The organism is Hyphomicrobium album (genome assembly GCF_009708035.1).
Lineage (GTDB): Bacteria > Pseudomonadota > Alphaproteobacteria > Rhizobiales > Hyphomicrobiaceae > Hyphomicrobium_A > Hyphomicrobium_A album.
The window spans coordinates 1-26895 of record NZ_WMBQ01000003.1; the positions used below are offsets into that span (position 1 = coordinate 1).

The 26895-nt window shown below is 65.0% G+C and carries 29 protein-coding genes; 14 read left to right on the forward strand and 15 right to left on the reverse strand.

Translation table 11 applies throughout. The features are described 5' to 3' along the window. Positions 1-206: 206 nt before the first annotated feature. Both GIW81_RS18335 and GIW81_RS18340 read right to left on the reverse strand, forming a co-directional pair. The gene (locus GIW81_RS18335; RefSeq protein WP_210251969.1) at positions 207-1460 is read right to left on the reverse strand and encodes a sensor histidine kinase; all 1254 of its coding nucleotides are present in this window, start codon (positions 1458-1460) and stop codon (positions 207-209) included. Next, on the reverse strand, positions 1457-2143 hold the full coding sequence (locus GIW81_RS18340; protein WP_154740866.1) for a response regulator: 687 nt from the start codon (positions 2141-2143) through the stop codon (positions 1457-1459). The genes GIW81_RS18335 and GIW81_RS18340 overlap by 4 nt, the downstream gene beginning before the upstream one ends. A gap of 287 nt (positions 2144-2430) precedes the next feature. Here GIW81_RS18340 and GIW81_RS18345 point away from each other — a divergent pair, with 287 nt between their 5' ends. From GIW81_RS18345 to GIW81_RS18365, 5 genes are all read left to right on the forward strand, one after another. After that, positions 2431-2577: a hypothetical protein gene (locus tag GIW81_RS18345; RefSeq protein ID WP_154740867.1), complete on the forward strand. Its 147-nt coding sequence runs from the start codon at positions 2431-2433 to the stop codon at positions 2575-2577. Positions 2578-2824: 247 nt separating this feature from the next. Then, positions 2825-3046, forward strand: a complete 222-nt coding sequence (locus GIW81_RS18350) for a hypothetical protein (protein WP_154740868.1) — start codon at positions 2825-2827, stop codon at positions 3044-3046. A 193-nt stretch (positions 3047-3239) separates the two neighbouring features. Beyond that, positions 3240-3767 (forward strand): hypothetical protein, encoded by a 528-nt coding sequence (locus tag GIW81_RS18355; RefSeq protein ID WP_154740869.1) that lies wholly within the window; start codon positions 3240-3242, stop codon positions 3765-3767. Between the two features lie 134 nt (positions 3768-3901). After that, on the forward strand, positions 3902-4246 hold the full coding sequence (locus GIW81_RS18360) for a hypothetical protein (protein WP_154740870.1): 345 nt from the start codon (positions 3902-3904) through the stop codon (positions 4244-4246). A gap of 142 nt (positions 4247-4388) precedes the next feature. Beyond that, positions 4389-5654 (forward strand): patatin-like phospholipase family protein, encoded by a 1266-nt coding sequence (locus GIW81_RS18365; protein ID WP_229309461.1) that lies wholly within the window; start codon positions 4389-4391, stop codon positions 5652-5654. A gap of 8 nt (positions 5655-5662) precedes the next feature. On the opposite strand, the gene GIW81_RS18370 is transcribed toward GIW81_RS18365, so the two are convergent. The 11 genes from GIW81_RS18370 to GIW81_RS18885 all read right to left on the reverse strand — a co-directional run bounded on the left by GIW81_RS18370 (position 5663) and on the right by GIW81_RS18885 (position 16557). After that, entirely contained in the window at positions 5663-6190 is a 528-nt protein-coding gene (locus tag GIW81_RS18370; protein WP_154740872.1) for a VOC family protein, read from the reverse strand. A 76-nt stretch (positions 6191-6266) separates the two neighbouring features. Continuing rightward, the gene (locus GIW81_RS18375; RefSeq protein ID WP_154740873.1) at positions 6267-6980 is read right to left on the reverse strand and encodes an FkbM family methyltransferase; all 714 of its coding nucleotides are present in this window, start codon (positions 6978-6980) and stop codon (positions 6267-6269) included. Between the two features lie 87 nt (positions 6981-7067). Next, the gene (locus GIW81_RS18380; RefSeq protein ID WP_210251970.1) at positions 7068-8195 is read right to left on the reverse strand and encodes a saccharopine dehydrogenase family protein; all 1128 of its coding nucleotides are present in this window, start codon (positions 8193-8195) and stop codon (positions 7068-7070) included. Between the two features lie 15 nt (positions 8196-8210). Beyond that, positions 8211-8789 (reverse strand): TIGR00645 family protein, encoded by a 579-nt coding sequence (locus tag GIW81_RS18385; protein ID WP_154740874.1) that lies wholly within the window; start codon positions 8787-8789, stop codon positions 8211-8213. Positions 8790-8910: 121 nt separating this feature from the next. Further along, entirely contained in the window at positions 8911-10263 is a 1353-nt protein-coding gene (locus GIW81_RS18390; RefSeq protein WP_154740875.1) for a L,D-transpeptidase family protein, read from the reverse strand. A 161-nt stretch (positions 10264-10424) separates the two neighbouring features. Then, positions 10425-11246, reverse strand: coding sequence for a murein L,D-transpeptidase family protein (locus GIW81_RS18395; protein ID WP_324615109.1), 822 nt, complete (start codon positions 11244-11246; stop codon positions 10425-10427). A gap of 108 nt (positions 11247-11354) precedes the next feature. Beyond that, positions 11355-12365, reverse strand: coding sequence for a L,D-transpeptidase family protein (locus tag GIW81_RS18400; protein ID WP_154740877.1), 1011 nt, complete (start codon positions 12363-12365; stop codon positions 11355-11357). 188 nt (positions 12366-12553) lie between these two features. Continuing rightward, a complete protein-coding gene (locus GIW81_RS18405; RefSeq protein WP_154740878.1) occupies positions 12554-13534 on the reverse strand; it encodes an acetyl-CoA carboxylase carboxyltransferase subunit alpha in 981 nt (326 codons plus the stop codon). A gap of 104 nt (positions 13535-13638) precedes the next feature. Continuing rightward, positions 13639-14565 (reverse strand): site-specific tyrosine recombinase XerD, encoded by a 927-nt coding sequence (locus GIW81_RS18410; RefSeq protein WP_154740879.1) that lies wholly within the window; start codon positions 14563-14565, stop codon positions 13639-13641. A gap of 32 nt (positions 14566-14597) precedes the next feature. Beyond that, on the reverse strand, positions 14598-16397 hold the full coding sequence (locus GIW81_RS18415) for a hypothetical protein (protein ID WP_154740880.1): 1800 nt from the start codon (positions 16395-16397) through the stop codon (positions 14598-14600). A 13-nt stretch (positions 16398-16410) separates the two neighbouring features. Then, the gene (locus tag GIW81_RS18885) at positions 16411-16557 is read right to left on the reverse strand and encodes a hypothetical protein (protein WP_195930699.1); all 147 of its coding nucleotides are present in this window, start codon (positions 16555-16557) and stop codon (positions 16411-16413) included. A 195-nt stretch (positions 16558-16752) separates the two neighbouring features. On the opposite strand from GIW81_RS18885, the gene GIW81_RS18420 reads away from it, so the two are divergent. The 4 genes from GIW81_RS18420 to GIW81_RS18435 all read left to right on the forward strand — a co-directional run bounded on the left by GIW81_RS18420 (position 16753) and on the right by GIW81_RS18435 (position 20263). Further along, a complete protein-coding gene (locus GIW81_RS18420) occupies positions 16753-17331 on the forward strand; it encodes a shikimate kinase (RefSeq protein ID WP_154740881.1) in 579 nt (192 codons plus the stop codon). Continuing rightward, complete coding sequence (aroB, locus tag GIW81_RS18425; RefSeq protein ID WP_154740882.1) at positions 17328-18476, forward strand: 3-dehydroquinate synthase; 1149 nt, start codon at positions 17328-17330, stop codon at positions 18474-18476. The genes GIW81_RS18420 and aroB overlap by 4 nt, the downstream gene beginning before the upstream one ends. A 90-nt stretch (positions 18477-18566) precedes the next feature. Continuing rightward, positions 18567-19868 carry an HlyC/CorC family transporter gene (locus GIW81_RS18430; protein ID WP_154740883.1) on the forward strand — a complete coding sequence of 434 codons (1302 nt, stop codon included), beginning with the start codon at positions 18567-18569 and terminating at the stop codon, positions 19866-19868. A 146-nt stretch (positions 19869-20014) separates the two neighbouring features. Continuing rightward, a complete protein-coding gene (locus GIW81_RS18435; protein ID WP_154740884.1) occupies positions 20015-20263 on the forward strand; it encodes a hypothetical protein in 249 nt (82 codons plus the stop codon). 74 nt (positions 20264-20337) lie between these two features. Here GIW81_RS18435 and GIW81_RS18440 read toward each other — a convergent pair whose 3' ends face one another. Then, on the reverse strand, positions 20338-20610 hold the full coding sequence (locus tag GIW81_RS18440) for a BolA family protein (protein WP_154740885.1): 273 nt from the start codon (positions 20608-20610) through the stop codon (positions 20338-20340). A 96-nt stretch (positions 20611-20706) separates the two neighbouring features. On the opposite strand from GIW81_RS18440, the gene GIW81_RS18445 reads away from it, so the two are divergent. The 4 genes from GIW81_RS18445 to GIW81_RS18460 all read left to right on the forward strand — a co-directional run bounded on the left by GIW81_RS18445 (position 20707) and on the right by GIW81_RS18460 (position 25419). After that, positions 20707-21345, forward strand: coding sequence for a J domain-containing protein (locus GIW81_RS18445; RefSeq protein WP_154740886.1), 639 nt, complete (start codon positions 20707-20709; stop codon positions 21343-21345). Between the two features lie 61 nt (positions 21346-21406). Continuing rightward, positions 21407-22411: a cobaltochelatase subunit CobS gene (gene cobS, locus GIW81_RS18450; RefSeq protein WP_154740887.1), complete on the forward strand. Its 1005-nt coding sequence runs from the start codon at positions 21407-21409 to the stop codon at positions 22409-22411. A gap of 3 nt (positions 22412-22414) precedes the next feature. Continuing rightward, entirely contained in the window at positions 22415-24301 is a 1887-nt protein-coding gene (gene cobT / locus GIW81_RS18455) for a cobaltochelatase subunit CobT (RefSeq protein ID WP_154740888.1), read from the forward strand. Then, positions 24298-25419 carry an esterase-like activity of phytase family protein gene (locus tag GIW81_RS18460; protein ID WP_154740889.1) on the forward strand — a complete coding sequence of 374 codons (1122 nt, stop codon included), beginning with the start codon at positions 24298-24300 and terminating at the stop codon, positions 25417-25419. Before cobT ends, GIW81_RS18460 begins: the two co-directional genes overlap by 4 nt. Here the strand turns inward: GIW81_RS18460 and rpmB are convergent. After that, positions 25416-25712 carry a 50S ribosomal protein L28 gene (gene rpmB / locus GIW81_RS18465; RefSeq protein ID WP_154740890.1) on the reverse strand — a complete coding sequence of 99 codons (297 nt, stop codon included), beginning with the start codon at positions 25710-25712 and terminating at the stop codon, positions 25416-25418. The two genes, GIW81_RS18460 and rpmB, sit on opposite strands and share 4 nt — an antisense overlap. A gap of 269 nt (positions 25713-25981) precedes the next feature. On the opposite strand from rpmB, the gene GIW81_RS18470 reads away from it, so the two are divergent. After that, the gene (locus GIW81_RS18470; RefSeq protein WP_154740891.1) at positions 25982-26824 is read left to right on the forward strand and encodes a DUF3108 domain-containing protein; all 843 of its coding nucleotides are present in this window, start codon (positions 25982-25984) and stop codon (positions 26822-26824) included. Positions 26825-26895 lie beyond the last annotated feature (71 nt).

Consider the following 26895-nt stretch of genomic DNA (forward strand, 5'->3'; position numbering starts at 1 on the left):
GCAGCAGAAGGCGCACAGTGATTCTGTGCGTCGGTATTGGAGCAAATTCGCCCGTTTTAAGCGCCATCGGCCAGTGTCCCCCTGTCCCCTAGGCAGGCAGACTTACCGACGTTGCTTTGCTCGTGTGTTGCTCCAATGTGGCCCAACCTGGGCACGGTGCAGAGCGCTCGAGGAGAAAGGCTTCCGATCCGACCTAGGCCGCGGCGTCACGCCTCGGATGGAAATGCGTCGCAGGTACCCGCCGGGAGCGTCACCTCGATCGTGCTGGGTCGCGTGGCGGCTGCGCCGGCCTCTCCGCCATGTTGCCGAGCGATCTGACGAACAAGAGCAAGCCCCAGGCCAGACCCTTGCGAGCGCGTTCCGCGCGGGCGGTAAAACGGCGCGAAGACCTGCTCACGCTCGCCCATGGGGATGCCATCTCCACCGTCGCTCACCGTCAGGATAGCGCGTTGGCCCTGGCGGCGAACCCGGACCCCAACCGGAGGCGATCCGTGCTGCTGGGCATTTTCGATGAGGTTGCGAATCATTCGACGCAGCAAGGTCGGATCGCCGCTCACAACGATGGGCTCGCCCGTGATGTCGCTCTCCCCGCACCGCGCACCCTCCTCCGCCGCGAGCGCCAAAAGGTCGACCTCCTCACGAATGTCGAGCTCCCTTACGGCGTTGAGGCGGCTTGAGAGCAGGATCTGTTCGATCAAGGCGTCGATTTCGGTGACGTCCTTCTCCAGATCGGCTTTGCGCTTCGGGTCCGCAACCTCTTTGAGCAGCTCAGCCGTCAGACGCAGGCGCGCCAAGGGAGTCCTGAGCTCATGCGAGACATTGGCAAGCAAAAGCTTATGCGCGCCGACCAGCTGCTCGATCTGTGCCGCGGCGCTGTTGAAGCTCTGCGCCAGGCGCCCGACCTCGTCGCAGCCTTCGACTTTTACCCGCGCCGTAAGGTCGCCTGATCCCAATGCCTCTACACTCGATTGCAGGCGTTCGAGCCGGCGCGTCATGCGTCGCACGACCGGATAGCAAAGAAGCGCGATCAGGAGTCCCACAGGGACGAACATCTTCACCTTGTCGTAGATATCTTGCGTCGATGAGAATCCTCGCGCCTCGATCCAGCCTCCATTGCTCAGACGAATACCAATGGCAGGCCGGATGGCTACGAAAACGTTGTCGCCGCCCTCATCGCCGACGGCGTCGATGAGACGATTGTCAGCGCCAAAAAGGGCAAAGTCGACACCTACCAATTCGGATAGATCCGTGAGGAAGCGGCGGCGGGCGACAGGGTCGGAGTCGGGAGACAGCAAACGGCGCGACTCGAAAGTGGCGACGCTCTCGAGAGCAATTTGGGCGTCATTCTTCCGCCCTGACAAATGCCAGAGACCAATGATCCCAACGACGACAATCAAGAGCGCCCCGAACATCGTCAGGTAAAGCTGGTAATGGAATCGGTTGCGTATCGGCCAGCTCAATCCTGCGTCCTCGCAAACACGTATCCGGTGCCCCGAACGGTGATGATGCGGCGCGGCCTCTTCGGATCGTCCTCGATGCTTGCCCGGATGCGCGAGATGTGGACGTCGATCGAGCGATCGAATGCCTCCAGGGCCTCGCCCTTAACGAGGTCCATAAGCGCCTCCCGCGCCATGACGCGACCGGGCCGCTCGGCGAGCGCAACGAGCAGGTCGAACTGATAGCCTGTTAGTGTGCGCGCGACGCCTTCGATGCGCGCCACGCGCGCGCCGCGATCGATCTCGAGCCGGCCGAAAATCAGCAGGTCGCCCTTCCGCATGTCCCTCTCGCGGCGCAGGATCGCGCGCAGGCGCGCTAGGAGTTCGCGGGGCTCAAATGGCTTGGGCAGGTAGTCGTCGGCGCCCAGCTCCAGCCCGATGATCCGGTCCATGGCCTCCCCGCGCGCCGTCAACATCAAGATCGGCGTCGGCGCCGCCACGCGCACCTGCCGGCACACCTCGAGGCCGTCGATGTCGGGCAGCATCACGTCCAGCACTATGGCGTCGAAGCCATCGCGCGCGTGCAGCTTCAGGCCCGCGCCGCCGCTCGGAGCGTGCGAAACAACAAATCCCTCGGCGCCCAGATAGTCGCTCAACATCCCGGCAAGCCGCAGGTCGTCCTCGATGAGGAGGATCTGATGCATCATGTTCTCGAGTTGAGGACCCCGAGCCCAGAAGCCTCATACCTACGGCCAAAATGCGTCAAAGGCGGACGGGCCAGAGTACGAGTTTGGTTTACGCGTCGAAATCCGCGCATTCCGCCGCGGCGCGTGTTTGTAAAGTTTTGTAAAGCGCGGCGAATAACCGCCGGCGTTTCGCGCCGCACTTGATCGCGCTCGACTTCACATAACTTTACATGCCGGACAAACGGCAGAAATCCCCGCTTTTCAATCTCGGTCCCTGCTGCGGGGCCAAAGAGAGTGGAGGATTGTTCTTGTCCAAAGATCATCCTGAGAACGAGGCCGGTGCACCCGATAGCGAGCCTGAGCTGAGCCGCCTCGGGGCCATAAGCCTTGTCGTCGTGTTGCTCCTCCTGATCACGCTGATGGGAGGGCTCCTCTATGCGTCGACGGGGCTCTGATGCTTTCGCCGCGCCTTATGTCGGCACCAAAGCGATGCGGAGCCAAGGCGGGGCGGGATTGGCGTGCGCTGTCTGCACCGTCCTCTCGGTTTTGTGCCTCCCGCCCGTATCTCAAGTTCGGGCCGCTGCGGCCTCCGCCACGCTGGCACCAGGCGCCCGCCAGCCCGGCCCCACAGCCACGTTGGCTCGGAAGCAGAATTGGTATTGCCGGCGAATAGAGCGCGCGATCGCCAGTCTCGCGGACGCGATGCTGGCGGCGAAGGCACGCGCGGAATTGGAGGAGGAGCAATTGGCGCCGACACTCGCGCGGACGTTTGCGCGTGTCTCTGGTCCGCCCGGAGCGGGCAATGCCGCCCTCGCCGAGTTCCAGGAACTGCGTAGCGACGCGGACCAATTGAACGACCTGCTGCGGGAAAAGGGATGCGCGACCTTCCCTATCTGGGTCGATGCTCCCGAGTTCTTGAAGTGATGGCGCGATGCGCGGCTGCCCGCCTCCTTACGAAACTTTGCGTTCTCGAAAAACGCCGGCAACGGGCAGTCGCAATCCCAAGCGCACGATGTCAGCCCCCGGGATGTGGCTGCGCAATCAGCGATCCCAGCGACCCTGCCGCGCCGCTTCACGGCAGGCGTGCCTTTGTCGGCGTCAATTTCCCGGAGCATGCATGAATCAGCAAACGCCCTCTCGCCACCTCGCACTTCTCGCTCTCCTCGTGAGCAGCTTGCAGCCAACAAGCGCCGCACCTCTCGAGGTGTTCAGTGCAATGCCTGGTTTTTGGATAGGACCCGGGCGCATTGAATTCACCGAGGGCGCATCAGAGGCACTCGTGTGCAAGGCCTACTACGCGACCACGGATCAGACCAGCCGGCTCAGCATCGTTCTCCGCTGCGCCAGCCCTTCTCAGAAAATTGAGCTGAGGGCTCAGCTGCTAGCGCAAGGCCCAAATTTGACGGGGATCTGGGAGGAACGAACCTACAACGCCAGCGGAACCGTCACCGGCCAAGCGACGGATCAGCAAATTACGCTTTCGGTCGAAGGCGGCGGTTTCACCGCCACGATGCTGGTGGTGCAAGACGGAGGACACCAGAGCGTGTCCATCACGACGCAAGGCGTCGGCTTCACGAAGGTCAGCGTGTCGCTCACCCGCGGCACAAACGACAAAGACGGCAAGCCCAACGAGGCTCACCGGTAGGCTCGAGCAAGCTGCGACTCTGGCCTCGCCGCCGAGCGCACTCGAAAGACGCCGCACCAATGCAGCCCAAACCTTGAGAGGCGGATATGAATTGGCGTCCTGCGAATATTCCACGGTTTGCGACGGCGAGGTGCGTGGTCCCCGCGATGCTCCTTGGGCTGTTGCTGGTCCCGTCGAGCCGCGCACAGGATCAGCCCAACGCATCGGTCGTCGCCTCCGCCGCGACAGTCGCCGATGGGCGGCCCTGGACCATGCACATGGTCGACCAACAAAGGTTCACGCTGACCTTGATGCCGAACGGCACGGGTACGATGGAGCCCAACTCCCTCGCACCCGACCTCACCTGGTGGCAAAGTGGGGAAAGCCTGTGCATCAGGCCATCGCCGATTAAGAGCGAGCATTGCGTCACGTTGCTCGTTCGCGACGGCGGCTACGATGCCGTCGAAAACAGCGCCCTCTTCTTTAGGCTTCGCCGCTGACCGCGAGTGCTCCCTCCAAATGCGAAACATGGCTGTCCGAATATGCTTAACGGGCCGCCAGAAACATTCCTTCACACAGCGTCATGCTTTGGCCCAGTGGCTTGCATAGGTGTCCGATACGGGGTGCGCATCAGTGCACCAAATGCAGAGTAGCCACTTCACCAGGGGATGTGGTTTGGCCAATTGCTCACCAGCCCACCTGTCTCTCGCGCGAGCATACGAACCCGTCCGGCTCAGTTGCGCTGCAGCCATCCTCGTTGCAGCCCAACTGTTGTTGGTCGGTTGTGCCACTGATCGGTATAGCGCAGTTCCCTCGGCGCTCGCCGGCGACCTCACCTTCGCGCAGGTCGAGAATGCGCGCTTTGCAGGCGAGGATGTCGCCTCCATGCGAATCGAGCTCGAAAGAGCCTTCGCACGCCGGCGCTCTCAAGCGCAGTCGGCCGCGCCGGTGACGCTCCTCGCATTGTCCAGTGGACAGGAGGACGGCGCCTTCGGGGCGGGCCTTCTCGTCGGCTGGAGCGAACACGGCGGCCGGCCAGCATTCCAGATCGTCACCGGCACGAGCACGGGTGCACTTGCAGCGCCCTTCGCGTTTCTCGGCCCCGAGTTCGATTGGGCGCTCGAGGCCATGTACACGAAAACCGGCGCCGACGACGTTGTGGACGCACGCTACCTAGTGGCGGCCGTCAACAACGATGCATTGATGGATACGGAACCTCTCGCGCGGACCATCGCCAAGTATCTCACGCCAGGGGTCCTGCAACGCATCGCCGCCGAATATCAAAAAGGTCGGCTATTGTTGATCTCGACCACCAATCTCGATTCCGGCAAGCTCGTCATCTGGAACATCGGCGCCATCGCCGCCAGCGAGAATCCGCAGCGTCTTGAACTGGTGCGCAAGATCGTCCTCGCGTCGGCGGCTATCCCGGGGCTTTTTCCTCCCGTCATGATCGACGCCACCCTGAAAGATGGACGTCATCAGGAGATGCACGTCGACGGCGGGACGGTGTCGCAGATGTTCCTTTATCCGCCGTCTCTCGACATGGCAGCGATCATCAAGGCCTTCGCCAAGAGGAAGGAGCGGCCTGCCGCGTATATCGTCCGCAATGGACGCGTCAGCCCTCAACCCGAGGAGGTAGAGCGCGGGACGCTGCAAATCGCGGGTCGCGCCATCACCACGATGATCGCGAGCAACGCCGTCGGAGAACTCTATCGGATCTATACGACGACGCAGCGCGACCATATCGATTTCAAACTCGCTTTGATCGAGGACGACTTTGCGGAGCCGTATAAGCTGCGCTTCGACCACGGGTACATGACCAAGCTGTTTGCTTATGGGAGAGCGAAAGGCATCGCCGGCTATGCCTGGCAGACCGTTCCTCCCGGCTATGCACGCTCGTCGCAGTGAATTTTTGACTAGCCCGCCGTCGCGCGCAACAGGCTGTCGAGGTCGAGTGCGCGCGTGTGCATGGCGAGGCCCCCGTCGGCGTTGCGCGGCCAGTCCTTCTCATGCCTATCCCAATAGAGCTCGATGCCGTTGCCGTCAGGGTCGCGCAGGTACAGCGCTTCGCTGACGCCGTGGTCGCTCGCGCCGTCGAGGCCAATGCCGGCGTCGATGAGGCGACGCAGGGCGTCGGCGAGCAACGCACGCGTCGGATAGAGGATGGCGACATGGAACAGCCCCGTCGTACCGGGTGGTGGCGGCGGGCCGCCTTTACTCTCCCAAGTGTTGAGGCCGATGTGGTGGTGATAGCCGCCGGCCGCGAGGAATGCGGCGTCGCGCCCGTAGCGCTGCTTCAGCTCGAAGCCGAGCACGCCGCAATAGAACGCCAATGCGCGGTCGAGATCGGCCACTTTCAAGTGCGCGTGGCCGATGCGCACGCCGGCATCGATGGGGCGAGGCGTGAGATTGGGGTCGAGAGCGGGCAGCGTGGGCTGGGACATGGGTGTTCGCCTCAGGGGGTCTGTCCCGGCAACATGTAGGTGCGGGCGCCCGGGTTGCCGAGGGTGACAGGAGGGGCTACGCGGCGCGCGCCAGCGTATGCACTTCGCGGGCGGTGCCGGCCGGGTCGCGCGCAAAGCCCAGGCGGGCGGCCAAATCGAATAGCTGCTGCAGCCCCGCGTCGCCATAGGTGTCGCGGTGCACCTCCATGACGATGGCGCGGACGTGCGGTAGCGCCGCGATTTGCATGAGGGCCAGCTCGCCCCCTTCGATGTCCATGATGAGGACGCCGGGCTTGTGCTTGTCGAGCAGCTGGGCGAGGTCGAGCGACGGCACCTCGACGGCGCGCTCGTAGGCAGCCGACGTGGGCTCGAGCGAGCTCGCCCAGAAATCGCGGCGGCAATAGAACGGCATGCTCGCGGGAAACGGAGGCACCTGCGCCACGCCGTTGAGCACCACCGTGTCCGCGATGCCGTTCAGACGGTGGACGTTCTCGATATAGGGCACGAGGTCAGGATTGGCCTCGACGCAGACGATCTTGCCGGCAGCCGTGTTGCGGCGAAGGTAGCTCGAGACGAAGCCGATGCCGGAACCAAGCTCGAGCACGGTGTCGCCGGGCGCTACGGCACGCGCGCCCATTCTCGCCTCGCCCCATTCATAGCGCCCCTTGGCGAGCGTCCACTCCATGTTCGGGGAGATGACTTTGGCGGAGAGCGGCAACCGGATGCCATCTACCTTGGCTTCGCCACGCCAGCGGTTGAGGTGCAGTCGGGCGGTTCGGGTCAGCTTCATTGCACACACACGTTGGCTGGAGCGGCGCTACAAGACTTCAGCTTGGCGAAAACGTCCATGCCAAAGTGGGCGTCCTCGTTCGTATGGTTACGCGGCAATCTGCGCCTCGCGCTCGAGCGTGCAGGTGATGTCGAGATCGGCGACCTCCGCCTCGAAGTCGGCGAGCGGGAACAGTCCAAAACAAGGCGTGGCGCCCGGCGGCGGTCCCTCGCCTGTCACGAGCCGCTTGGCGAGGATCACCGACGCCATTGCCGGCACGTAAGGACCATCGCCCCTGCGCGCGATCAGCGTCCAGGTCGACGCCCGGCTCGTCCCCTGCTGGTCGCGGCCGACGACCCGCACGAACATGCCGCCCGCGTCGGTGCCCAGCATCGATAGCCGCCGCTTGGCGGCGAGCATCGGCGGCGCGAGTGCGCCGAGGTCGCGCAGCAGCCCGGCGCGGACCAGCCCGGCTGCGGCCCACAGCCCGAGGTGAAACACACTGACCTCAAGGCCGGCGCTGAAACGTGCGGTCCGCAGCTCGGGATAGTGCTGTGGCAGCAGCTCGAGATCGGGCACGTCGACGTCGCTCATCCAGCGCGCGCCGATCTCAGGAAAGACATGCCGGTGCAGGCCGTGCCAGGCGTAGAGCGTGGTCCACCGACCGCCGCTCCGCGCTTGGATCGGCTTGCCCGCAGCGCTTATGATCGACGCTGCCGTCGCGATGCCGGGATCGAAGCTGTTGCCGGGTGAGATGCCGATGTGCACCTCGTCGAGCTGCGCGAGGTTGCCGGCCATGTGCCGCACCGCGGCCGATGACAACCCCGGCACGGAGCTCGCGCCGCTGACGACGCTGACGTTGGCAGCGCGCGCCTCCGCGTCGAGCTGCGTGATGCCGGTGACGAAGCCGCGCGCATCGGCGAGATCGACGTAGTGGCACCCCGCAGCGATGCAGGTGCGCGCCAGATGGTAGTCCTGCGCCTGGAAGGGCCCCGAGGCATTGATGACGACGCCCGGCGCCAGCGCCCGCAGCTCTTGTGCGGTGACGCGCGTGGCGTCGAGCGCGGCGGCCGTGACGCTGGCCTCGGCCGTCGGAGAGAGCATCCCCGCCTGCGCCCGCGCCGAGGCAAGGGAGCGTCCGGCGATGATGACGTCGAGACCGGGCTCGCGGGCCAGGCGTTCCGCCGCACGCGCCCCGAACGCACCGTAGCCGCCGACGATGATGATGCGGCCCACGGCGCGCCGCCGTGGCTAAGCGTGCTTCTTGGCGGCGACTCGGTCCGACGGCGGGGCGGGTGTCGCCGGTTCCACCGACGTGTGTGTGGACGCGGAGATGCGGTCCGACAGGGCCAGCAGCACGCTCGAGACGACGAAGACAACGTGGATGACGACCAGCCAGAACAGGTCGCGGTCGGACACGGTGGAGATCGTCATGAACTGCTTCAGGAGCTGGATCGCCGAGATGGCGACGATCGACCCGAGCAGCTTGATCTTCAGCGCCGTGAAATCGATCGTGCCCATCCATTCGGGCCAGTCGCGATGGCGGCTGTGGTCGATCTTGGAAACGAAGTTCTCGTAGCCCGAGAAGATGACGATGACGACGAGCGAGCCGGTCAGCGCCAGGTCGACGAGCGCGAGCAGACCGAGGATGACCTGCGATTCAGTCGCGGTGAACGCTGTCTCGGCAATGTGCACCAGTTCGAACATGAACTTGATGAGCAGCACGAACAGCGACAAGGCGAGGCCGAGGTAGAACGGCGCCAAGATCCAGCGGCTGGCGAAGATCGCCGCTTCCATGGCGCGTTCGATTTGGCGTGGGATACTGCTCATTATGTCGACGTCCCGCTGATTGGAATTCTGCTGCAGCGTGTATGACACGCAGCGGGAAACGTCGGCAAGTGAAGCCCGGCGGCTGCGACGAGCCGCCGGGCTTCAGATCATTGGTAGCTCGTCATTGGTAGCTCGAACTGCGGAATTCGTGCCAGCGGCGATTGTCGTCGGAGCCTCTGGTGTAGCGCGCCTCGTGGACGACGCGTCCCTCGCCGCGGTACTCGCTGTACTCGCGCTTGCTGCTGCGCTTCTTGCTCTTCTTCGCCGACTTCTTCTTCTTCGGCGAGCGAGCCTTCTCGCGCTCCGGCTCCTCGAGCTTGAGCGTCACCTTGTGTGCGACTTGCTCGCGCAGGGCCGCGTAGCGGCGGCAGCTGGCGAGCGCGAGTGAGCACCGCAGAGGACGTGTCAGGGTTTCGCTGATGCCCGGGCGTGCAGCCTGCGACGCCACCTGCTTCTCGAAGTTCTCGCCCAGCTTGTTGGCGATCAGGGCGGCAGCGGCGGGGCCACCGAGATAGGAGGCAGTGCCCGCCACCGCAATCGACGCGGTCTTGATCTCGGCCGTCTGCGGCTCGATCTGCGGCTGCTCGGCGACGCGCTTGTTGATGGTCGAGAGGTCGGCGATGACCTGTGCCGTTTCCGGACAGACGTCGATCGGACCCGGATTAAAGCCCTCGAGGCGGCTCGCCGACGCGAAACTGTAGCGCGTTCCGCACACGCTGACACGCGGCGGGCGGTGCGTGCGCTCAAAGAGGTCGTGGCCCTCCTTGAGGTTACGCCAGAAGCCGTTCCACAGCGGGTAGTCGTACTTGGCGAAGTTCGCTTCCGTCATGCGGAACGGGAAGACGTGCACCGGGATGTTCGGCTGGCCTGCGTCGAGGGCGTCGGTCGCCAGCTTGAACACTTCGAGGCTGACCGCGTTGGTCATGGCAAAGCAGCCGATCGAGGCGCAACCGCCGTGAATGAGGATGTGCGAGCCCGAGCGCAGGTTCACTTTGTCGAACGGGTTCGGGTAGCCGATGTTGAGCGACTTCGGCCAGCGCGTCCCCTCGTGGAGGCTCTGCTCCATGGTGACGGTGTAGAAGCCTTCGGGGGCCTGCTTATCGCCCTCTTTCTGCTTCGGGCCGAGCGTGCCGGACCAGTAGCAGATCGGATAGGTGGCGAAGAGTTTGTAGTTTCCGTCGTCGTCCCCGGTCCAGACTTCCATCTCGGACTCGGCCTTGAACACACGGATGAGAATTGGCGCGTCATCGGCGACGCCTTGCTCGGCAAGGCGCTCATCAAGACGTTTCAGATCGGGCGTGCCGGCCAGCGGCAACTTGCCGTCCGAGTTCGCCTTCTTGCGCTCCATGCGCAAGTCGGTGATGTCCTTGATGTCCAGCGAATGTGCCGACGTGGTCCCGACCTGTCCCAGGACGACGGCAGCGGCGCACACGGTAAGAGCGGCGCGCCCCATGTAAGGGATCGATTTCCTCATGCCGTCGCTTCTGCATACCGCGTGCCAACGGCCCACTGGCCGGAGCGCTCGCGGCAAACGCAAATTGTTTCGGAAAGTGTCAGCATGTTGAACTCTCTTACTTCTTCTTGCTGGCGAAGATTTGGCAGGTGAAAAATTGGGGCGTGAATGTCAACTACGACTCACGTCGCAGGGCAGCCCGCTTCAATGGGTGCACTGCCGTTGCCGACCCCGGTTCCAGGCCGAATTGCGTAGCGTCCATCGCAGACGCTCACATTCGGTGGGACATGATCGCGCATGAATGCGTCATGTCCCTCCCGCAGCTGTTGCCAAAACCCGATGTTCGGGTTTGCCGCATGGCGTGACATATTTGTCTCGGTCATGCGGAACGGGAAAACTTGCACTTGAACGCGCTTCTGACCGGCGTCGAGTGCTGAGGTCAACAATGACCAGACTTCATCAATAACGCCATCGGTCATGGCGTAGCACCCAATCGAGCGGCAATCGCCGTGAACCATAAGAAGCGACCCGGTGCGATCGTGCGCGCGATCGAATGCGTTCGGGAAACCTAAATTGAATGAGCGGTGATAGGCGCTGTTCGGATTTAGCGCCGAGCTGTCGACCGTGTAGAAGCCTTCCGGCGCCTGCTTGTCGCCCTGCTTCAGTTTCGGCCCCAAGCCTCCTGACCACATGCAGATCGGATAGGTGGCGAACAATTCGAACTTGTCGCCGCGCTTCATCCACATCTCCAACTCGAATTCGCGCTTGAAGACGCGAATGAAGATCGGATCGCCAAGCTTCTGATTCTGCGCCGCGAGTCTCGCCGGCAGGTTTTTCAGATCGGGCGTTCCGGCGAGTGTTTGACCAGCCGAATACGTGTCCCAGTGCTGCTTCTTGGCGCGCCAGATGAGCTCGGCTTCGATGAATGGATAGATTTGGGGCCAGAAAAAGTAGCCTGTCCCTGCGGCTACTGCTGCGAGCACTGCCAAGACGACGAGTGCCACGGACCAGCGGCTTCTGCGGCGGTCAACCATGCGCGGAGCATGCCGGGGAAATGTGGCGCGCGCAATGACGCTCGGCGCGTGCCGCGGCGATCTGCCCTTGGCGAACTCTTATTGCGCGAATCCGACCGCCGGCGTGCTGCCCGTTTCGACAGGAGCGCCAAGGCCATATGACGGCTGATACGCCGTCTGTGATGGCGGCTGTGATGGAGACGGCGGCATCGGTATGACGTCGGCAAACTGGCGGGTCTTCGGGCCGGGCGCGGTGATGCGCTCGTCCGCGATCTGCTCCTCGAACGGCTTGGGCGAGAACGGCTCGAACACCGGGCGCTGGAAGCGCGGGCACTGGCCGTCCGGGCGGACCGACGCGTTCGACGGGATCTTCACGTTGACGACGTAGCGCTTCTCGCACACGGCAACGGTGGGCGGCAGGCGATACTTCTCGAAGAAGTCGTAGCCCTGCTTCATCGTCCGCCAGAACGGCATGTTCGGGTTGCCCTGGAAGCGCGCGAGATTGGCTTCCGTCATGCGGAAGGGGAACGCGTGCACCTCGAACGCTTCCTGCCCGTTCTTCAAGGACTCGCGCGCGAGCGTGTAGATCTCCTCCATCAGCGCGTCGGTCATCGCGTAGCAGCCGACCGACTTGCACTTGCCGTGCACCATCAGCGCGTCGCCCGTGCGTTGCAGGGCGCGGTCGTAAGCATTCGGATAGCCGAGGTTGAAGGCGAGGTAGTACTGCGAGTTGGGGTTCATCTGCGAAGTGCTGACGCGATAGAACCCTTCCGGCGCCTGCTTGTCGCCGAGCGTGGTCTTCGGTCCGACGTTCCCCGACCAGTTGCAGATCGGGTAGGTCTTGAAGTGGTAGAAGCGGCCGTCGTCGCGCGCCTTCCACACCTCGAGCTCGGACTCTTCCTTGAAGATGCGCACGAAGATCGGCGCGCCGGTGTCCATGCCCTTGCGGCCGAGCATCGACAGCGTCTCTTTGCTCAGCGGTGCCTCGGAGGCCGGATTTAGGGTCGGAACGCCGCCGCTGCAGCTGGCAAGCGCGCAGGCGCCCGCGGTCATCGCGATGGCAGCGAAAAATCGGGCTCTCAGAATTGAGCCAAGGATGATCGAACGCATACGCAGTGCCCCTGGCGCACGGTGACCAACCATCGATCTTTAGACCTTTAGAATTGGTTAGCGTTACGGGTTTCTTAGCGGCGACGGGCACTTGCACGGACCGCGAGGCTTCTGGGTAACTAACTGAGAGATTGGACCGGAATTGGGCGAAACGCGCTGCAAAAACTACGGTTTGACGCGCTAACCCCTTACAAGGACTGCCCGATTTCCATGAACCGGGTGTGCCTCTGGCGGCGGATCTCCGCCGGCGACTTGCCGTCGAACTCGGCCAGGGCCCGGGCGATGGCATCCCCCGTAGCCTTCATAATCGATTCGCGGTCCCGATGAGCGCCCCCCACCGGCTCGGTGATGATCACGTCGATGACGCCGAGCTGGTCGAGGTCCTGGGCGGTGATCTTCATGTTGGTGGCCGCGTCGATGGCTTTGGCGCTGTCGCGCCACAGGATCGAGGCGGCGGCCTCGGGCGAGGCGACCGTATAGATCGCGTGCTCGAGCATGAGGATGCGGTTGGCGGTGGCGATGGCGATGGCGCCGCCGGATCCCCCCTCGCCGATGACCACGGAGATGAGCGGCACGCCGATTGCGAGGCAGCAGTCAGTGGAGCGAGCGATGGCCTCGGCCTGCCCGCGCTCCTCGGCGCCGATGCCCGGATAGGCGCCGGCGGTGTCGACCAGGGTGATGACCGGCAGGCCAAAGCGCTCGGCCATCTCCATCAGGCGCACGGCCTTGCGGTAGCCCTCGGGCTTGGCCATGCCGAAGTTGTGGCGGATGCGGCTCTCGGTATCGGAGCCCTTCTCGTGGCCGATGACCACGACGGAACGCCCGCGGAATCGGCCGATTCCGCCGACAATCGCCTCGTCCTCGGCGAAGTAGCGGTCGCCGGCCAGCGGCGTGAAATCCTCGATCAGCGAGTTCACGAAATCGAGGCAGTGCGGGCGGTCGGGATGGCGCGCGACCTGGGTCTTCTGCCAGGGCGTCAGCTTGGAGTAGGTGTCGACCAGCGCGGTGCGGGCCTTCTGTTCGAGCTTCTTGATCTCATCCGCGATCGACACGGGCCGGTTCTCGCCTTCGATCGCGCGCAGCTCGGCGACCTTGCTTTCCAGCTCGGCGATCGGCTTCTCGAAATCGAGGTAAGTGCGGATGGGGGAGCGCTCCAAGTCGGTCCTCATCTTGCATGCTCTGGGATTGGGACCGGACAATCGCGCCACGGCTTCGGCTCTGTCAAGGCGCGGCTCGAGAGCGGCTTAATGCGGCCTTAGAGGCTTAACGTCGCTCAGCGCTTCTTGGCGAGCGGATGGTGCTCGTTGACGAGCTTCTTCAGCCGCTCCTCCAGCACGTGGGTATAGATTTCGGTTGTCGAGATATCGGCATGGCCGAGTAGCTGCTGCACCGATCGCAAATCGGCGCCGCGGTCGAGCAGGTGGCTGGCGAAGGCGTGCCGCAGCACGTGCGGGCTCACTCGTTCGGGGTCGAGGCCGGCCTCCTCGGCCAGCGCTTTGAGGTCCTGGGCGAGCCGCTGGCGGGTGAGATGCCCCTGGGTGCTCTTGGAGGGGAACAGCCATTTGACGGCGATCCGGCCCTCGCCTGTGGTGGCCGCCAAGTAGCGGTCGAGGGCGGTGCGGGCGGAGGCGTTGAGCGGCACCAGCCGCTCCCGGCCGCCCTTGCCCTTGATGGTCAGCATGCGCGCGTCGCCGGCGAGCACCGAGCGGGGCAGGGAGACGAGCTCGCTGACGCGCATGCCGGTCGCGTAGAGCATCTCGATGAGGCAGTAGAGGCGCAGGGCGCGCACTTGCTCGGTTGCGTCGTCCGCTTCGGTGCGGCGCGCGGCGACGGCGAGGAGTTTGTCGACCTCGGCGACGCTGAGCGTCTTGGGGAGCGGTCGCTGCTTGCGCGGGCCCGAGTGGCCGTGCGTCGGATCGGCGGCGACGTGACCTTCGACGAGGAGAAATTTGTAGAGCTGGCGCACGGCGGAGAGGCCGCGGGCGCGCGACGCGGCGCCCAATCCGGCGACCGACGTGGCGGTGAGCCAGCCTGAGACGTCGGCCGCCTCGGCGACAACTAGCTCGGTGTCGCGCGTCGAGAGATAGGCGGAATAGCTCGCCAGGTCGCGGCGGTAGGCGTCGATGGTGTTGGCGGATGCGCCGCGCTCGACGCCGAGCATCTCCAGGAACGCATCGATGTGGCGCTGCGCTACGCTCATACCTGCCCTATGTCGGCGCTATCGCGTCGGCGTTAGTTGCTGATGGCGCGCGGCCAGCTCGCGAACAAAGCTTCGAAACCGAGACCGCGGGCGTCCGTCTCGAGCCCCGCACGGCGCAGGGCGCGGATCGAATCACCGAGAGCGATCATATGCGCTCCTTCCGCCCCGGTGGGACCGAGCGTCTGCATGGCGAGCAGCACGGTGCGGCCGAACTCACGCTTCTTGGCGGCATCCTGCAATTCCGTCAGCACGCCGGTAGCGGGCAGGAAGCCGCCGGCCGGCTGAGGCGTACGGCTTGCCGCTTCCCACAGCGGAATGGGCACGTTGTACTCCAGCGCATCGAGGACGGTTGCCAGCCGATGCATGAGAGTGGCATCGAGCCGGCCGCGCACGGCGAGATCCTCGATGTGGCGCAGGTCGTCCTCGCGATTGGACGTTGCACCCTCGGCGATGTCGATCAGCGCCAGCCAGTGTCCGAGACTGGCTCCCGTCGGGCTGGCGGAGCCGAATGCCGCCCACTCGCGGGCTTTGCGATGGCTGCCGGCAGCGAGCGCTACCTCGATGCCGGTCTCTGCGTACCAGCCGATCTCCGGCGCGGCGACGATCGTGTCGGACGCGGGCGCCGCCATGCGCAGGGCGGTGAGGTAGAAGCCGGCGCGATGGGCCTCGTCGAGAAAAGCGCGGATGAGGCGCACCTTTTTCTGCGGCGTCCCCTCGTGCTCGGCGGCGACGAACAGGGCGGCGCGCCGCTGCGGCGTGTCGGTGCCGCCCGCATCGGAAAGCGTGGCCCCGGTTGCCGGCTGCGCGCGGTAGATGTCGGCGAGCTGCTCGGCCGAGATGGCGTTGACTTGCGCGGCGGCCTCGGCGGCGGCGAGCCTGTCGCCAGCCGGCGCCTGAGTGTCGATGGTCATGGCCGCAAGCAGCGACGGCGCCGCCTGCTTCAAAACGAGCGGAATTTCGACGGCGCCCCCGGCCGCCTCGATGAGCCGGTAGTCGATAAGCGAGATCGACTGGCTGGGCGAGACCTGTGGCTTGCCGCCCATCGCCAAGGCGTCGAGCGCCTCCAGGCCAGGACCTTCCTTGACGCCCGCCTCGCGCGCCAGCTCGGCCGCGAGACCCGCGCCCGGCGCATCGCCGGCCACGGCGGCGCAGAATCCGGAGATGAGCGTGGCGTCAGTCTTCACCGGCTTCGGGAGGGAAGCAGGCGCGCTGCCGCCCGCCTTCATCGTCTCGCAGCCCTTGTCCTGCTTGCCGAGCGCGATCTCGTTGCGAGCCGCGAGTATGGCGACGGTTGGGTCGGTGCCGGGCATCGTGGCGAGGATGCGCTCGGCTTCCTCGAGCAGGCCGGAGCGGTAGAGGATCTCCAGTCGCAGGGCGAGGAACTGCTGATCGGTGACGCCGCCTTCGGGGGGCGTGACATTCGACGTGATAAGGCGCAGCCACAACTTATGCAGGGTCGGCGAGCGCGGCGGCATTTCGATCTCGGAGATCAGCCGCTCGAGCGTGCCGACATCCAGGCCGCGCCAAAGCTCGTAGGGAAGGCCGGACCCGTCGGTAGCCATGACCGGCGCGAGATCGCCGCGTTCCACTGCGGTTCCGGCGCTGTTGCCCAGGGGCTGGACGACGTCGTCGTTGCCGTAGCCCCGGGGCGCGCGCTCTTGCGCGGGCGCCGGTCCTTGCGGGGCTTGCCGCTTAGCTTGCCCGCGGGCCGGATTGTTGAAAGTGTCGAACGGGCTCCAGTCCTGCGCCGTCGCAGATCCGGAAAGTGCGCCGAAGCTCAATAGGACGCCGGCCAGGGCGGGCAGAACGGCGAGAGGGATGCGCTTTCGCATGGCTGAGACGGGGTCACTCCGCACGCACCTTTACGCCCGGGACAGGCTTCGTGACGGTGCGCGGCTCCGGCTCGAACTTGGTGGCAAGTACATAGAGCGCGCCGGTAATAATGGCGCCGGCGGTGCCAACAATGAACAGAAACCGGAACAAGCTGGGCATTGGTTATCCCGTCCCCACGGCTTTGGTCTCTTTGCAAGTTGGCGCCATTATGACTTGCACTCGACGATGATCCAAAGTAGGCGGCGCTGACGACGCGGGCAATTCTAGCGCCCCGGCCTCGAGTAGAGGCTGTGGGCGATGCAGAATCCCAGCTTGGTCATCCGGCGATTCGGCCGGGATCGGAAGTGAAAGCGAATGCCGGACGCACAATCGCTGCAAGCGATCCGCACTGCTCTCGGGCAGCGCTCGGTGGTGCTCGTCGGGCTGATGGGCTGCGGCAAGTCCGCCATCGGCCGCCGGTTGGCGTACAAGCTGGTGCTGCCGTTCGTCGACGCCGACGAAGAAATCGAGAAGGCCGCCGGCAAGAGCATCGAGGACATTTTCGCCGAGCACGGCGAGCCCTACTTCCGTGAAGGCGAGCGCAAGGTGCTGGCGCGGCTGCTGCGGTCGGGTCCGCAGGTGCTGGCGACGGGCGGCGGCGCGTTCATGAACGACGAGACGCGCGCCGCGATCGCCGAGTTCGGCGTATCCGTGTGGCTGAAGGCGGAGCTGGCGCTGTTGGTGCGCCGCGTCGGCAAGCGCGGCAACCGCCCGCTGCTGAAGGCCGGCGATCCGGAGGCCGTGTTGCAGAGCCTTATGGACAAGCGCTACCCCGTCTATGCCGAGGCCGATATCACCGTGGAGAGCCGCGACGTGCCGCATGACGTGATCGTGGGCGAAATCGTCGAAAGCCTGAGCCGTGCGCTCGCGGTGCCGTCGGAGGTCGCCCGATGACCACCGCGACCGCGACACTCGCAGACGTGCGCACCGTCAACGTGCCGCTGGGCAGCCGCGCCTATGACGTGCTGATCGGCCCTGGGCTTGTCGCCCGCGCTGGCGCGCTGATCGGCGAGCGTCTGGGGCCTGCGCGCTGCGCCATCGTCACGGATAGGAACGTCGCCAGTTTTCACCTCGCCGCGCTCGAAGCGGCGCTCGGCGCGGACGGCCGCCTCGTCGGCTCGATCGTGCTGCCGCCTGGCGAGTCGACCAAGAGCTTCCGCGAGCTGGAGCCGCTGTGCGAGCGCCTGCTCGACACGGGCTTGGAGCGCGGCGATCTCGTCGTGGCGCTGGGTGGCGGCGTCATCGGTGACCTCGCCGGCTTCGCCGCGGCGATCCTGCGGCGCGGCGTGCGCTTCGTGCAGATACCCACGTCCCTTCTGGCGCAGGTGGACAGTTCCGTCGGCGGCAAGACCGGCATCGACACGCCGCAGGGCAAGAACCTCATCGGCGCGTTTCATCAGCCGGGGCTGGTGCTCGCCGATACCGACGTGCTCGGCACGTTGCCGGAGCGCGAGCTGCGCGCCGGCTATGCCGAGGTGGCGAAATACGGCCTGCTCGGCGATGCGCCGTTCTTCGCATGGCTGGAGAAGAACCACCCGTCGGTGTTCGCGCTCGATCCCGGGCCGCTGACGCACGCGGTGGAGACGAGCGTGAAGGCGAAGGCCGGCATCGTCGGTCGCGACGAGACCGAGCAGGGCGAGCGCGCGCTTCTCAATCTCGGACACACCTTCGGGCATGCCTTCGAAGCCTGGTGCGGCTATTCCGACCGCCTCCTGCACGGCGAGGCGATCTCCATCGGCATGTGCATCGCCTTCCGCTTCTCGGCGGCGCAGGGATTCTGCGATGCGGCCGCGGCCGATCGCGTTGCCGCGCACTTCACGGCCGTCGGCCTGCCGACGCGGATAGGCGACATCCCCGGCGACAAGCCCGATATCGAAGCGATGATGAAGCTGATGGCGCAGGACAAGAAAGTGCGGCACGGCAAGCTCACCTTCATCCTGGCGCGCGGCGTCGGCGAGGCGTTCATCGCCCGCGACGTACCGCCTGACACGGTACGCGGCTTCCTGGCGGGCGAAATCGGCGCGTCAGCCGGCCGCTAACCATCGATCTTTCGACATATGTTATGGATGCGCTCCCGGCGGTCGCCGGAAGTGCAAACGCAACTTGTACAAGGCGCAGACCCAACCCCGATGTCTCTCGTCACCGCGCTCATTATTCTGGCGATCATTCTCCTGATCGTGCTGTCGGCTTTCTTCAACGGCAGCGAAACGTCGCTGACCGCCGCCTCGCGGGCACGCATGCACTCGCTTGAGCAGGAAGGGAACCCGCGCGCGGCGCTCGTCAACCGGCTCTTGCAGTCGCCGGAGAAGATGATCGGCGCGATCCTCATCGGCAACACGCTGGTCGACGTGCTCGCCTCGGCGCTCGCATCGGGTCTCGCGGTGGTGCTCGTCGGCGAGGTGGGCGTCGTCTATGCCACTGCCATCATGACGATCCTCATCGTCATCTTCGCGGCCGTGCTGCCCAAGACTTACGCGCTCGCCTACTCGGACCGCGTGGCGCTGCTCGTCGCGCCGATCATGCGCGTGGTCATCATCATCCTGAACCCGATCACCATCACCATCGAGTTCGTCGTGCGCTTCTTCCTGAAGCTCACGCCGGGCAAGCTCGACGACGAGGCGAACATTCTCGCGGCGCACGAGGAGATCCGCGGCACCATCGAGCTGCAGAAGATCGAGGGCTCGGTCGCCCGACATGACGCCGACATGCTCGGCGGCGTGCTCGACCTGCGCGATCTGCAGGTCGCCGACATCATGGTGCACCGGACGAAGATGGAGACGATCGACGCCGACGACCCGCCGCAGAAGGTGGTCGACGAGCTTCTGCGCAGCCAGTACACGCGCGTGCCGCTCTGGAAGGACGAGCCGGAGAACATCGTCGGCGTGCTGCATTCCAAGGATCTGTTCTCGGCGCTGGGCCGCTCCGGCTGGGATGTCTCCCAGCTCGATATCATGAGCTTCGCCGTCGAACCCTGGTTCGTGCCGGATACGACGCCGCTGAAGGATCAGCTCAATCAGTTCCTGAAGCGCAAGGCGCAGATGGCGCTGGTCGTCGATGAGTACGGCGAGGTGCAAGGCCTCATCACGCTCGAAGACATCTTGGAAGAAATCGTCGGGCAGATTGCCGACGAGCACGATACGCACGAGGCAGCGATTCGCGTGCAGGCCGACGGCACGGTGAACGTGGATGGCGCGGTCGCCGTCCGCGATTTGAACCGCCAGATGAATTGGAGCCTGCCCGACGAGGAAGCGACGACCGTCGCCGGTCTCGTCATCCACGAGGCGCAGACAATCCCTGAGCCGGGCCAGGTGTTCACGTTCTACGGGTATCGCTTCGAGATCTTGCGCAAGACGCGCAATAAAATCACGGCGCTGCGCATAAGCCCCGCGCCTGTCGTTGCTGCGCGCACAACGAAGCAAAGCGCTGGTTGAGCACGCCGCGCGGTCTCAAAAATTTCGTTCAGATTAGGTTCAGGTGCCGAGCACGAACCTGGGCGTGGATCTTTCAGGAGGATCCAGGACCTGCGTTTCTACCGGCCGAAGATGTCGGAGAAGCGCACGGAGAAAAAGGAGCTAAAATGAAGAGAGTTCTCCCCCTCGCCGCAATCGCTGGTGCTCTTGCCGCCGTCGTCGCTGTCGGCAGCGCGCAGGCCGCCCCGGCCTCCGGCAACATTCTCGGCAAGCTGACCACGGTCGGTGAGAACGGCGCTTCCGTCGAGAAGGCCGGCTATCGCCATCGCGGCTACCATCATCATCACCGGTGGTGGAAGAAGCGCTACTACCGCCGTCACCACCATCACCACCGTCGTCACCGCCACTGGAACTAAGCGCCAGTCGACGCTGATCGACGTTGGTGTTCGGCATCTCGCCTTCGCGCAAGCGGAGGCGAGATTTTTCATGCCTAAATGGGCTCACCCGGCGCCAGAGCCTTGACGGCCAGCGCGTGCACACCATCTTTGAGCTCGTCCCGCACCACATCGTTGACGAGCCGGTGACGCTCGACGCGCGATTTGCCCGCGAACGCCTCCGCGACGATGAGCACGCGGAAGTGGCTTTCGCCGGTTCCGGGCGACGACGCGTGGCCGGCGTGTAAATGTGACTCATTGACCACGTCGAGGCGCGTGGGGCTGAGGCCGATCATCAGCTTTTCGCGCATGCGTGCCTCTAGGCTCATTAAGGGTCGCCTCATCGGGTTGTGAAAAAATAAGTGCCTAGCCGTTGCCTCCGATCGTCTTGTGTGGAGGCCAAGCCCGGATCATACTTCGCCAGAATGAAGCTCGACTCCAAATACTTCGACAGCATCCGCGTCGGATCGAAACGCGAGCGCGCCGCGCCCGCGCGCGAGGAGCGGCACCCGCGTTGCCAGTGGAAGGGCTGCAAGGGCGTCGGCGACCACCGGGCCCCGCGCGGCCGCGGGCAGGACGGTCAATACTACCTTTTCTGCATGGAGCACGTGCGCCAGTACAATGCCGAGTACAACTACTTCGATGGCATGAACGACGCCCAGGTGCAGGACTTTCAGAAGGACGCCCTGACCGGCCATCGGCCGACGTGGAAGGTGGGCGTGAACGCCAAGGCGCCGGGTGCCGCGCCGGCGGCTGAGCCTAGCCCTGCCGCCGCCAGTGCAGCCTTCCGGACGCTCGATCCGCACGCATTTTTTGCGCGCCGGGCGAAAGCCGCGCGCGAGCAGGCGCCGGAGGGTCGTCGGCAGCTAAAGCCGCTCGAGAAGAAAAGCTTCCAGACCCTCAACCTGCCGGGCGAGGCGACGAAGGTCGAGATCAAGGCGCGCTTCAAGGAGCTCGTGAAGATTTACCATCCCGACACCAATGGCGGGGATGCACGCTCTGGCGATAAGTTGCGCGAGATAATCCAAGCCTATAACTATCTGAAGCAAGCGGGCCACGTCTGAAATCCGGCATTGCCGTCGCACCGATTTCTCCGCCCGCTCTCTTTCCGAGGACACCGCGATAATGCGTGCGCAAACCCAGTCGGGTGCAGAAGGTAAGCCTGTCAATCTTCCGGACATGAAGCTGTCGGTGCGCCAGGTCTTCGGCATCGACAGCGATCTCGAGGTGCCGGCGTTCTCCAAGCCGGACGAGCACGTGCCCGAACTCGATGCCGACTACCTGTTCAATCGAGAGGTGACGCTCGCCATCCTCGCCGGCTTCAAGCACAACCGCCGCGTGATGGTGCAGGGCTATCACGGCACCGGCAAGTCGACGCACATCGAGCAGGTGGCGGCGCGCCTCAACTGGCCGTGCATCCGCATCAATCTCGACAGCCACGTGAGCCGCATCGATCTCGTCGGCAAGGACGCCATCGTCCTGAAGGACGGCCAGCAGGTGACCGAGTTCCGCGAAGGCATCCTGCCCTACGCGTTGCAGTCCAACACGGCGCTGGTGTTCGACGAGTACGATGCGGGACGTCCCGACGTGATGTTCGTGATCCAGCGCGTGCTAGAAGTCTCGGGCAAGCTGACGCTGCTCGACCAGTCGAAGGTGATCCGCCCGCATCCGGCGTTCCGTCTGTTCTCGACGACGAACACGATCGGCCTGGGTGACACCTCGGGCCTCTATCACGGCACGCAGCAGATCAACCAGGGGCAGATGGATCGCTGGTCGATCGTCGCCACGTTGAACTATCTGCCGCACGACGACGAGGTGAAGATCGTCCTGTCGAAGGCGAAGGGATTCGCCAAGACGGAGGCCAAGCGCAAGGCTGTCTCGAACATGGTGCGCGTGGCGGACCTGACGCGCAACGCCTTCATCAACGGCGACCTGTCGACGGTGATGAGCCCGCGCACGGTGATCATGTGGGCGGAGAACGCCGAGGTGTTCAGCGATATCGGCTTCGCCTTCCGCGTCACCTTCCTCAACAAGTGCGACGAGCTCGAGCGTCCGATGGTGGCAGAGTTCTACCAGCGCTCGTTCGGCGAGGAGCTGCCCGAGAGCGCGGCCAACGTCGCGCTGAGCTAACCTATGTCGACCCAGCCGAAGCGCAAGGAGGCACCGACCGAGCCCTTGAAGCGGGCGATCGGTCTGTGCGTGCGCGCCATCGCTGGGCATTCCGATCTCGACGTCGGCTTCGCGCCGGGCGCGCCCGAGTATTCCCCCAAGCACGTGCAGCTCCCCGAGCCGTCACGCGTGCCCTCGCAGCGGGAGATCGCCGTAATCCGCGGCTGGGCCGACAGCTTCGCGTTGACCGCCGGCTGCCACGACGAGCGGCTGCACAACAAGCTGGCGCCGAGCGCCGGGCCGGCACGGCTCGTGTTCGAGGCGGCCGAGCGCGCGCGCGTCGAGGCGCTCGGCGCCAATCGCATGCCGGGCATGGCGCGTAACCTGACGGCACGCCTCGAGGACCAGTATGCGCACGGCCGCTACGCGCAGGTGAAGACACGCGCCGACGCGCCGCTCGAGGATGCCGTGGCGCTCATGATTCGCGAGCGGCTCACCGGCCTGCCGCCGCCTGAAAGCACCAAAGCGCTCGTCGACGTCTGGCGCCCGGCGATCGAGCAGCGTGCCGCGAAGGTTTTGAAGCGGCTCGATTCGCTTGCCGAGGACCAGGAGAGCTTCGGCCGCCTGATGCGCGACCTGTTGCGCGCCCTCGACCTGACCGAGGAAAGCGTGCAGGCCGACCGCGACGAGAACGAGAACGACGAGGACGACAAGGACGAGGGCAGCGACGACACGACCAAGACCGCCGAGGACGGCGAGGACGGCGCCACCGACCAGACCGGCGAGGAAGGCAACGTCGACGGCGAGCTCAGCGAGACGCAGGAGACGTCGGAAACCGCCGGCGCGGAAGACCTCGACAACATGCTCGACGATCTGGAGCAGATCGAGACGCCGGAGCCCTGGCGTCCGAACGCGTCGGTGCTCGATAACCCTGAGGCCTTTGGCTACAAAGTTTTCACGCGCGAGTTCGACGAGGAGATCCCTGCCGATCAGCTCTCCTCGCCCGAGGAGCTGGAGCGGCTGCGCGCCTATCTCGACCGCGAGCTCAGGGCACTGTCGAGCGCGGTGGCGCGACTCGCCAACCGCCTGCAGCGCCGCCTGTTGGCGCAGCAGAACCGCGCCTGGGACTTCGATCTGGAAGAAGGGACCCTCGACGCATCGCGCCTGACGCGGGTGATCATCGATCCGATGCATGCACTGTCGTTCAAGCGCGAGCGCGACACCGACTTCCGCGATACGGTTGTCACGCTGTTGTTGGACAACTCCGGCTCCATGCGCGGTCGGCCGATCATGGTCGCCGCCTGCTGCGCCGACATTCTGGCGCGTACACTGGAGCGCTGCGGGGTGAAGGTGGAGATACTGGGCTTTACCACCCGCGCCTGGAAGGGCGGGCAGGCGCGCGAGCAGTGGCTTGCGGCGGGCAAGCCGCAGGGGCCAGGACGGCTGAACGACCTGCGTCACATCATCTACAAGACGGCAGATTCACCGTGGCGGCGCACCAAACGTTCGCTGGCGCTGATGATGCGCGAAGGGTTGTTGAAGGAGAACATCGACGGCGAGGCGCTGGCGTGGGCGCACCGGCGCCTGCTGGCACGCCCCGAGCAGCGCCGCATCCTGATGATGATCTCTGACGGCGCGCCGGTCGACGACTCGACGCTGTCCGTCAACTCGGGCAGCTATCTGGAGCAGCACTTGCGGCAAGTGATCGACGAGATCGAGATGCGTTCGCCCATCGAACTCATCGCCATCGGCATCGGCCACGACGTGACGCGCTACTATCGGCGGGCGGTGACCATTACCGATCCGAGCGAGCTCGCCGGCGCCATGACCGACAAGCTGGTCGAGCTTTTCGAGGAGAAGGCGCGCGACCAGAAGCGTCCGCGCCGCCCTGGGCGGAGGCATGTGCATTGAGTTTGCGTGAGTTCCTGAAGTCGCATCGTGGCCGGCGGCTGCGCCGCCCGGCCGGCGTCGCCCTCCTGCTCGCCGTGGGCGCGGGCATTGCGATGGGCGGCAGCAAGCCGTCCACGGTCGATCTCAAGACCGGTCCAGTCACCGTCGAGGCAAAGCCGCTCGCCAACTTCGATCGCCTGAAGCGCGACGAGACCCGCTTCGGCAAGCTCACCTTCCGCGGCGGCGTGGAGTTGACCTCGCCATCGAAGTTTTTCGGCGGCTGGTCGGGATTGGCGCTCGACGATGACGGCAAGCGCTTCTTCGCGGTCTCCGACGCCGGCCTCTGGATGTCGGGCAAGCTTGCCTACGACGACAAGGGCCGGCCGTCGGGCATGGATGGCGTGACGCTGGGAGCCATCCAATCCAAGGATGGCGATCCTCTGTCGCGCAAAGGCGACCGCGACGCGGAAGGTCTCGCCCTCATCAAGGGCGAAGCTACAAACGGCGGCGCCTACGTGTCGTTCGAGCGCAAGCACCGCATCTCGCGCTTCGACATCGTCGGAGGAGAGCTGTCCCCGGCGAAAGGCAAAGTCTCGCTGCCGAAGTCGGCGCGCAACATGCCGTCGAATGGCGGTTTCGAGGCCATCGCCGTGCTGCGCGGCGGACCGAACAAGGACAAGCTCGTTGCGTTCGCCGAATCCATGCGCGACAAGCGCGGCAACTACGTCGGCTGGATTTGGGAGGGCAAGGAGCGCCCGCGCAAGTTCCACGTGACGAATGACGGCGACTACGACGTCACCGACGCGGCCCCGCTGTCCGACGGCGGCCTGCTGGTGCTGGAGCGCCGCTTTCGGTTCAGCGAGGGCGTGCGTATGCGCTTGCGCGTGATCCCCGCAAAGCAACTGCGGCCGGGAGCCGTCATCGATGCCGACATCCTCGTCGCCGCCGATGGCCGAACCGAGATCGACAATATGGAGGGGATCGCGACGCATGCCGGCCCGGGCGGCGAGACCATCGTCACGATGATCTCGGACGACAACTACAATCACGGACTACAGCGGACGGTCCTGCTGCAGTTCGCGATCAGTGCCGGAGACCTGGTTGCGTCGTCGGGAGGCGCGAAGGCCGACCAGCCTTAAGCGGCGACGGCGCCTTTGACGGCCTTCTTGATGTCGCGCTTCATCTTCAGGCAGCGCTCGGAGAGATCCTCGTCACCGGCCTTCATGAGGAATGCGTCGAGACCGCCGCGGTGCTCCACCGATTTCAGAGCGTGAGCCGAAACGCGCAGGCGAAAGCTGCGGCCGAGCGTGTCGGAAATCAGCGTCACGTCGCACAGGTTCGGGCGGAACTTGCGCTTGGTCTTGTTCTCGGCGTGGCTCCTCAGCTGCCCGGAAAGGGGCAGTTTGCCGGTCAGCTCACAGCGCCTCGTCATCGTAAAACTCCTTCGCCCCCGCTCTGGCGGTTGGGCGTCGTGCAAGGGATGGGTGGAAACATTTGTCCCCCTCCGGCAAGGCCGTCGGGGGATTTGGCGGCTTCTATGCCCGACACCCTCGTTCTCGTCAAGGCATCGGGCCCCTCGGATGGCCGCCGTTGTGCGGGCGCGGCTGGGGTCCCGGAAGCGGCCAAGGGACACAGATTCGACGTAAAACCGGCCTATCCGCGAGGTCAGTCAGTGCGCTTCAGCAAGGGCAACGGGGCATCATGACATACCGGGTTCGGCCAGCAGCCTGGCGGGTGCTCGCGGCACTCGTCCCGGCGGTCGCTTTGTTGGCCGGCAGCGCCACGATCGCCACGGCGCAGCGCGCCGGCAAAGGACCGCTGCCCGCGACCGTCGACGCCGTCTACCGCATCTCCTTCACGGCGCTTGGCGACATTGGCCACTTCCACTTCAACTCGCAGGTCAACGGCGACACCTACGCGCTGGTAGCTGACGGGAAGATCGACACGACCATCTTCGATTACCGCGGCGACATGAAAAGCCGGGGCTCGGTGATCGCGACGGGTACGGGCACGCAGCCCGCCGACTACACCTACAACTACAAGCAGAAGACGTTTCTCAAGAAAAAGAAGCTCAAGAACGTCAACATCGCCTTCAATGGTCCGGCGGTCGCCTCGGTGACGCCCCCCGAGAATTTGTCGGCTCCCTACGTCCTCGTCACGCCCCAGCATCTGAAGAGCGTCCTCGACCCCCTGAGTGGGGTCATGGCGCTGTCGATGGGCAATTTGGCAAACCCGTGCGCACAGAAGTTGCCAATTTACGACGGCAAGCAGCGCTTCGATCTCGTCTTCACGCCCAAAGGCAGGGCCGGGGCGGATCACGTGTGTGACGTCAAGCTTGTTCCCGTCTCCGGCCATAAGCCCGGCGGGGGCGCCGGCTCGGTCGTCAACGGCAACATCGAGCTGGTTATGCGGCCGGTCCCGAACGCCAACGTGGTGATTCCCTACAAGGTCACGGTACCTACCATCGTCGGCACGGCGGAGCTCACCTCCGAGCGGGTCGACATTACCATGCCCGACCAGCAGCGCATCGCACTGCGCCGCTAGCCGCGAAGAGGCCCTCGAGCAATCGCCAGTGGGCGAGAAGGTGCTAGAATGCGTGCATTTCGCGCGCGGTG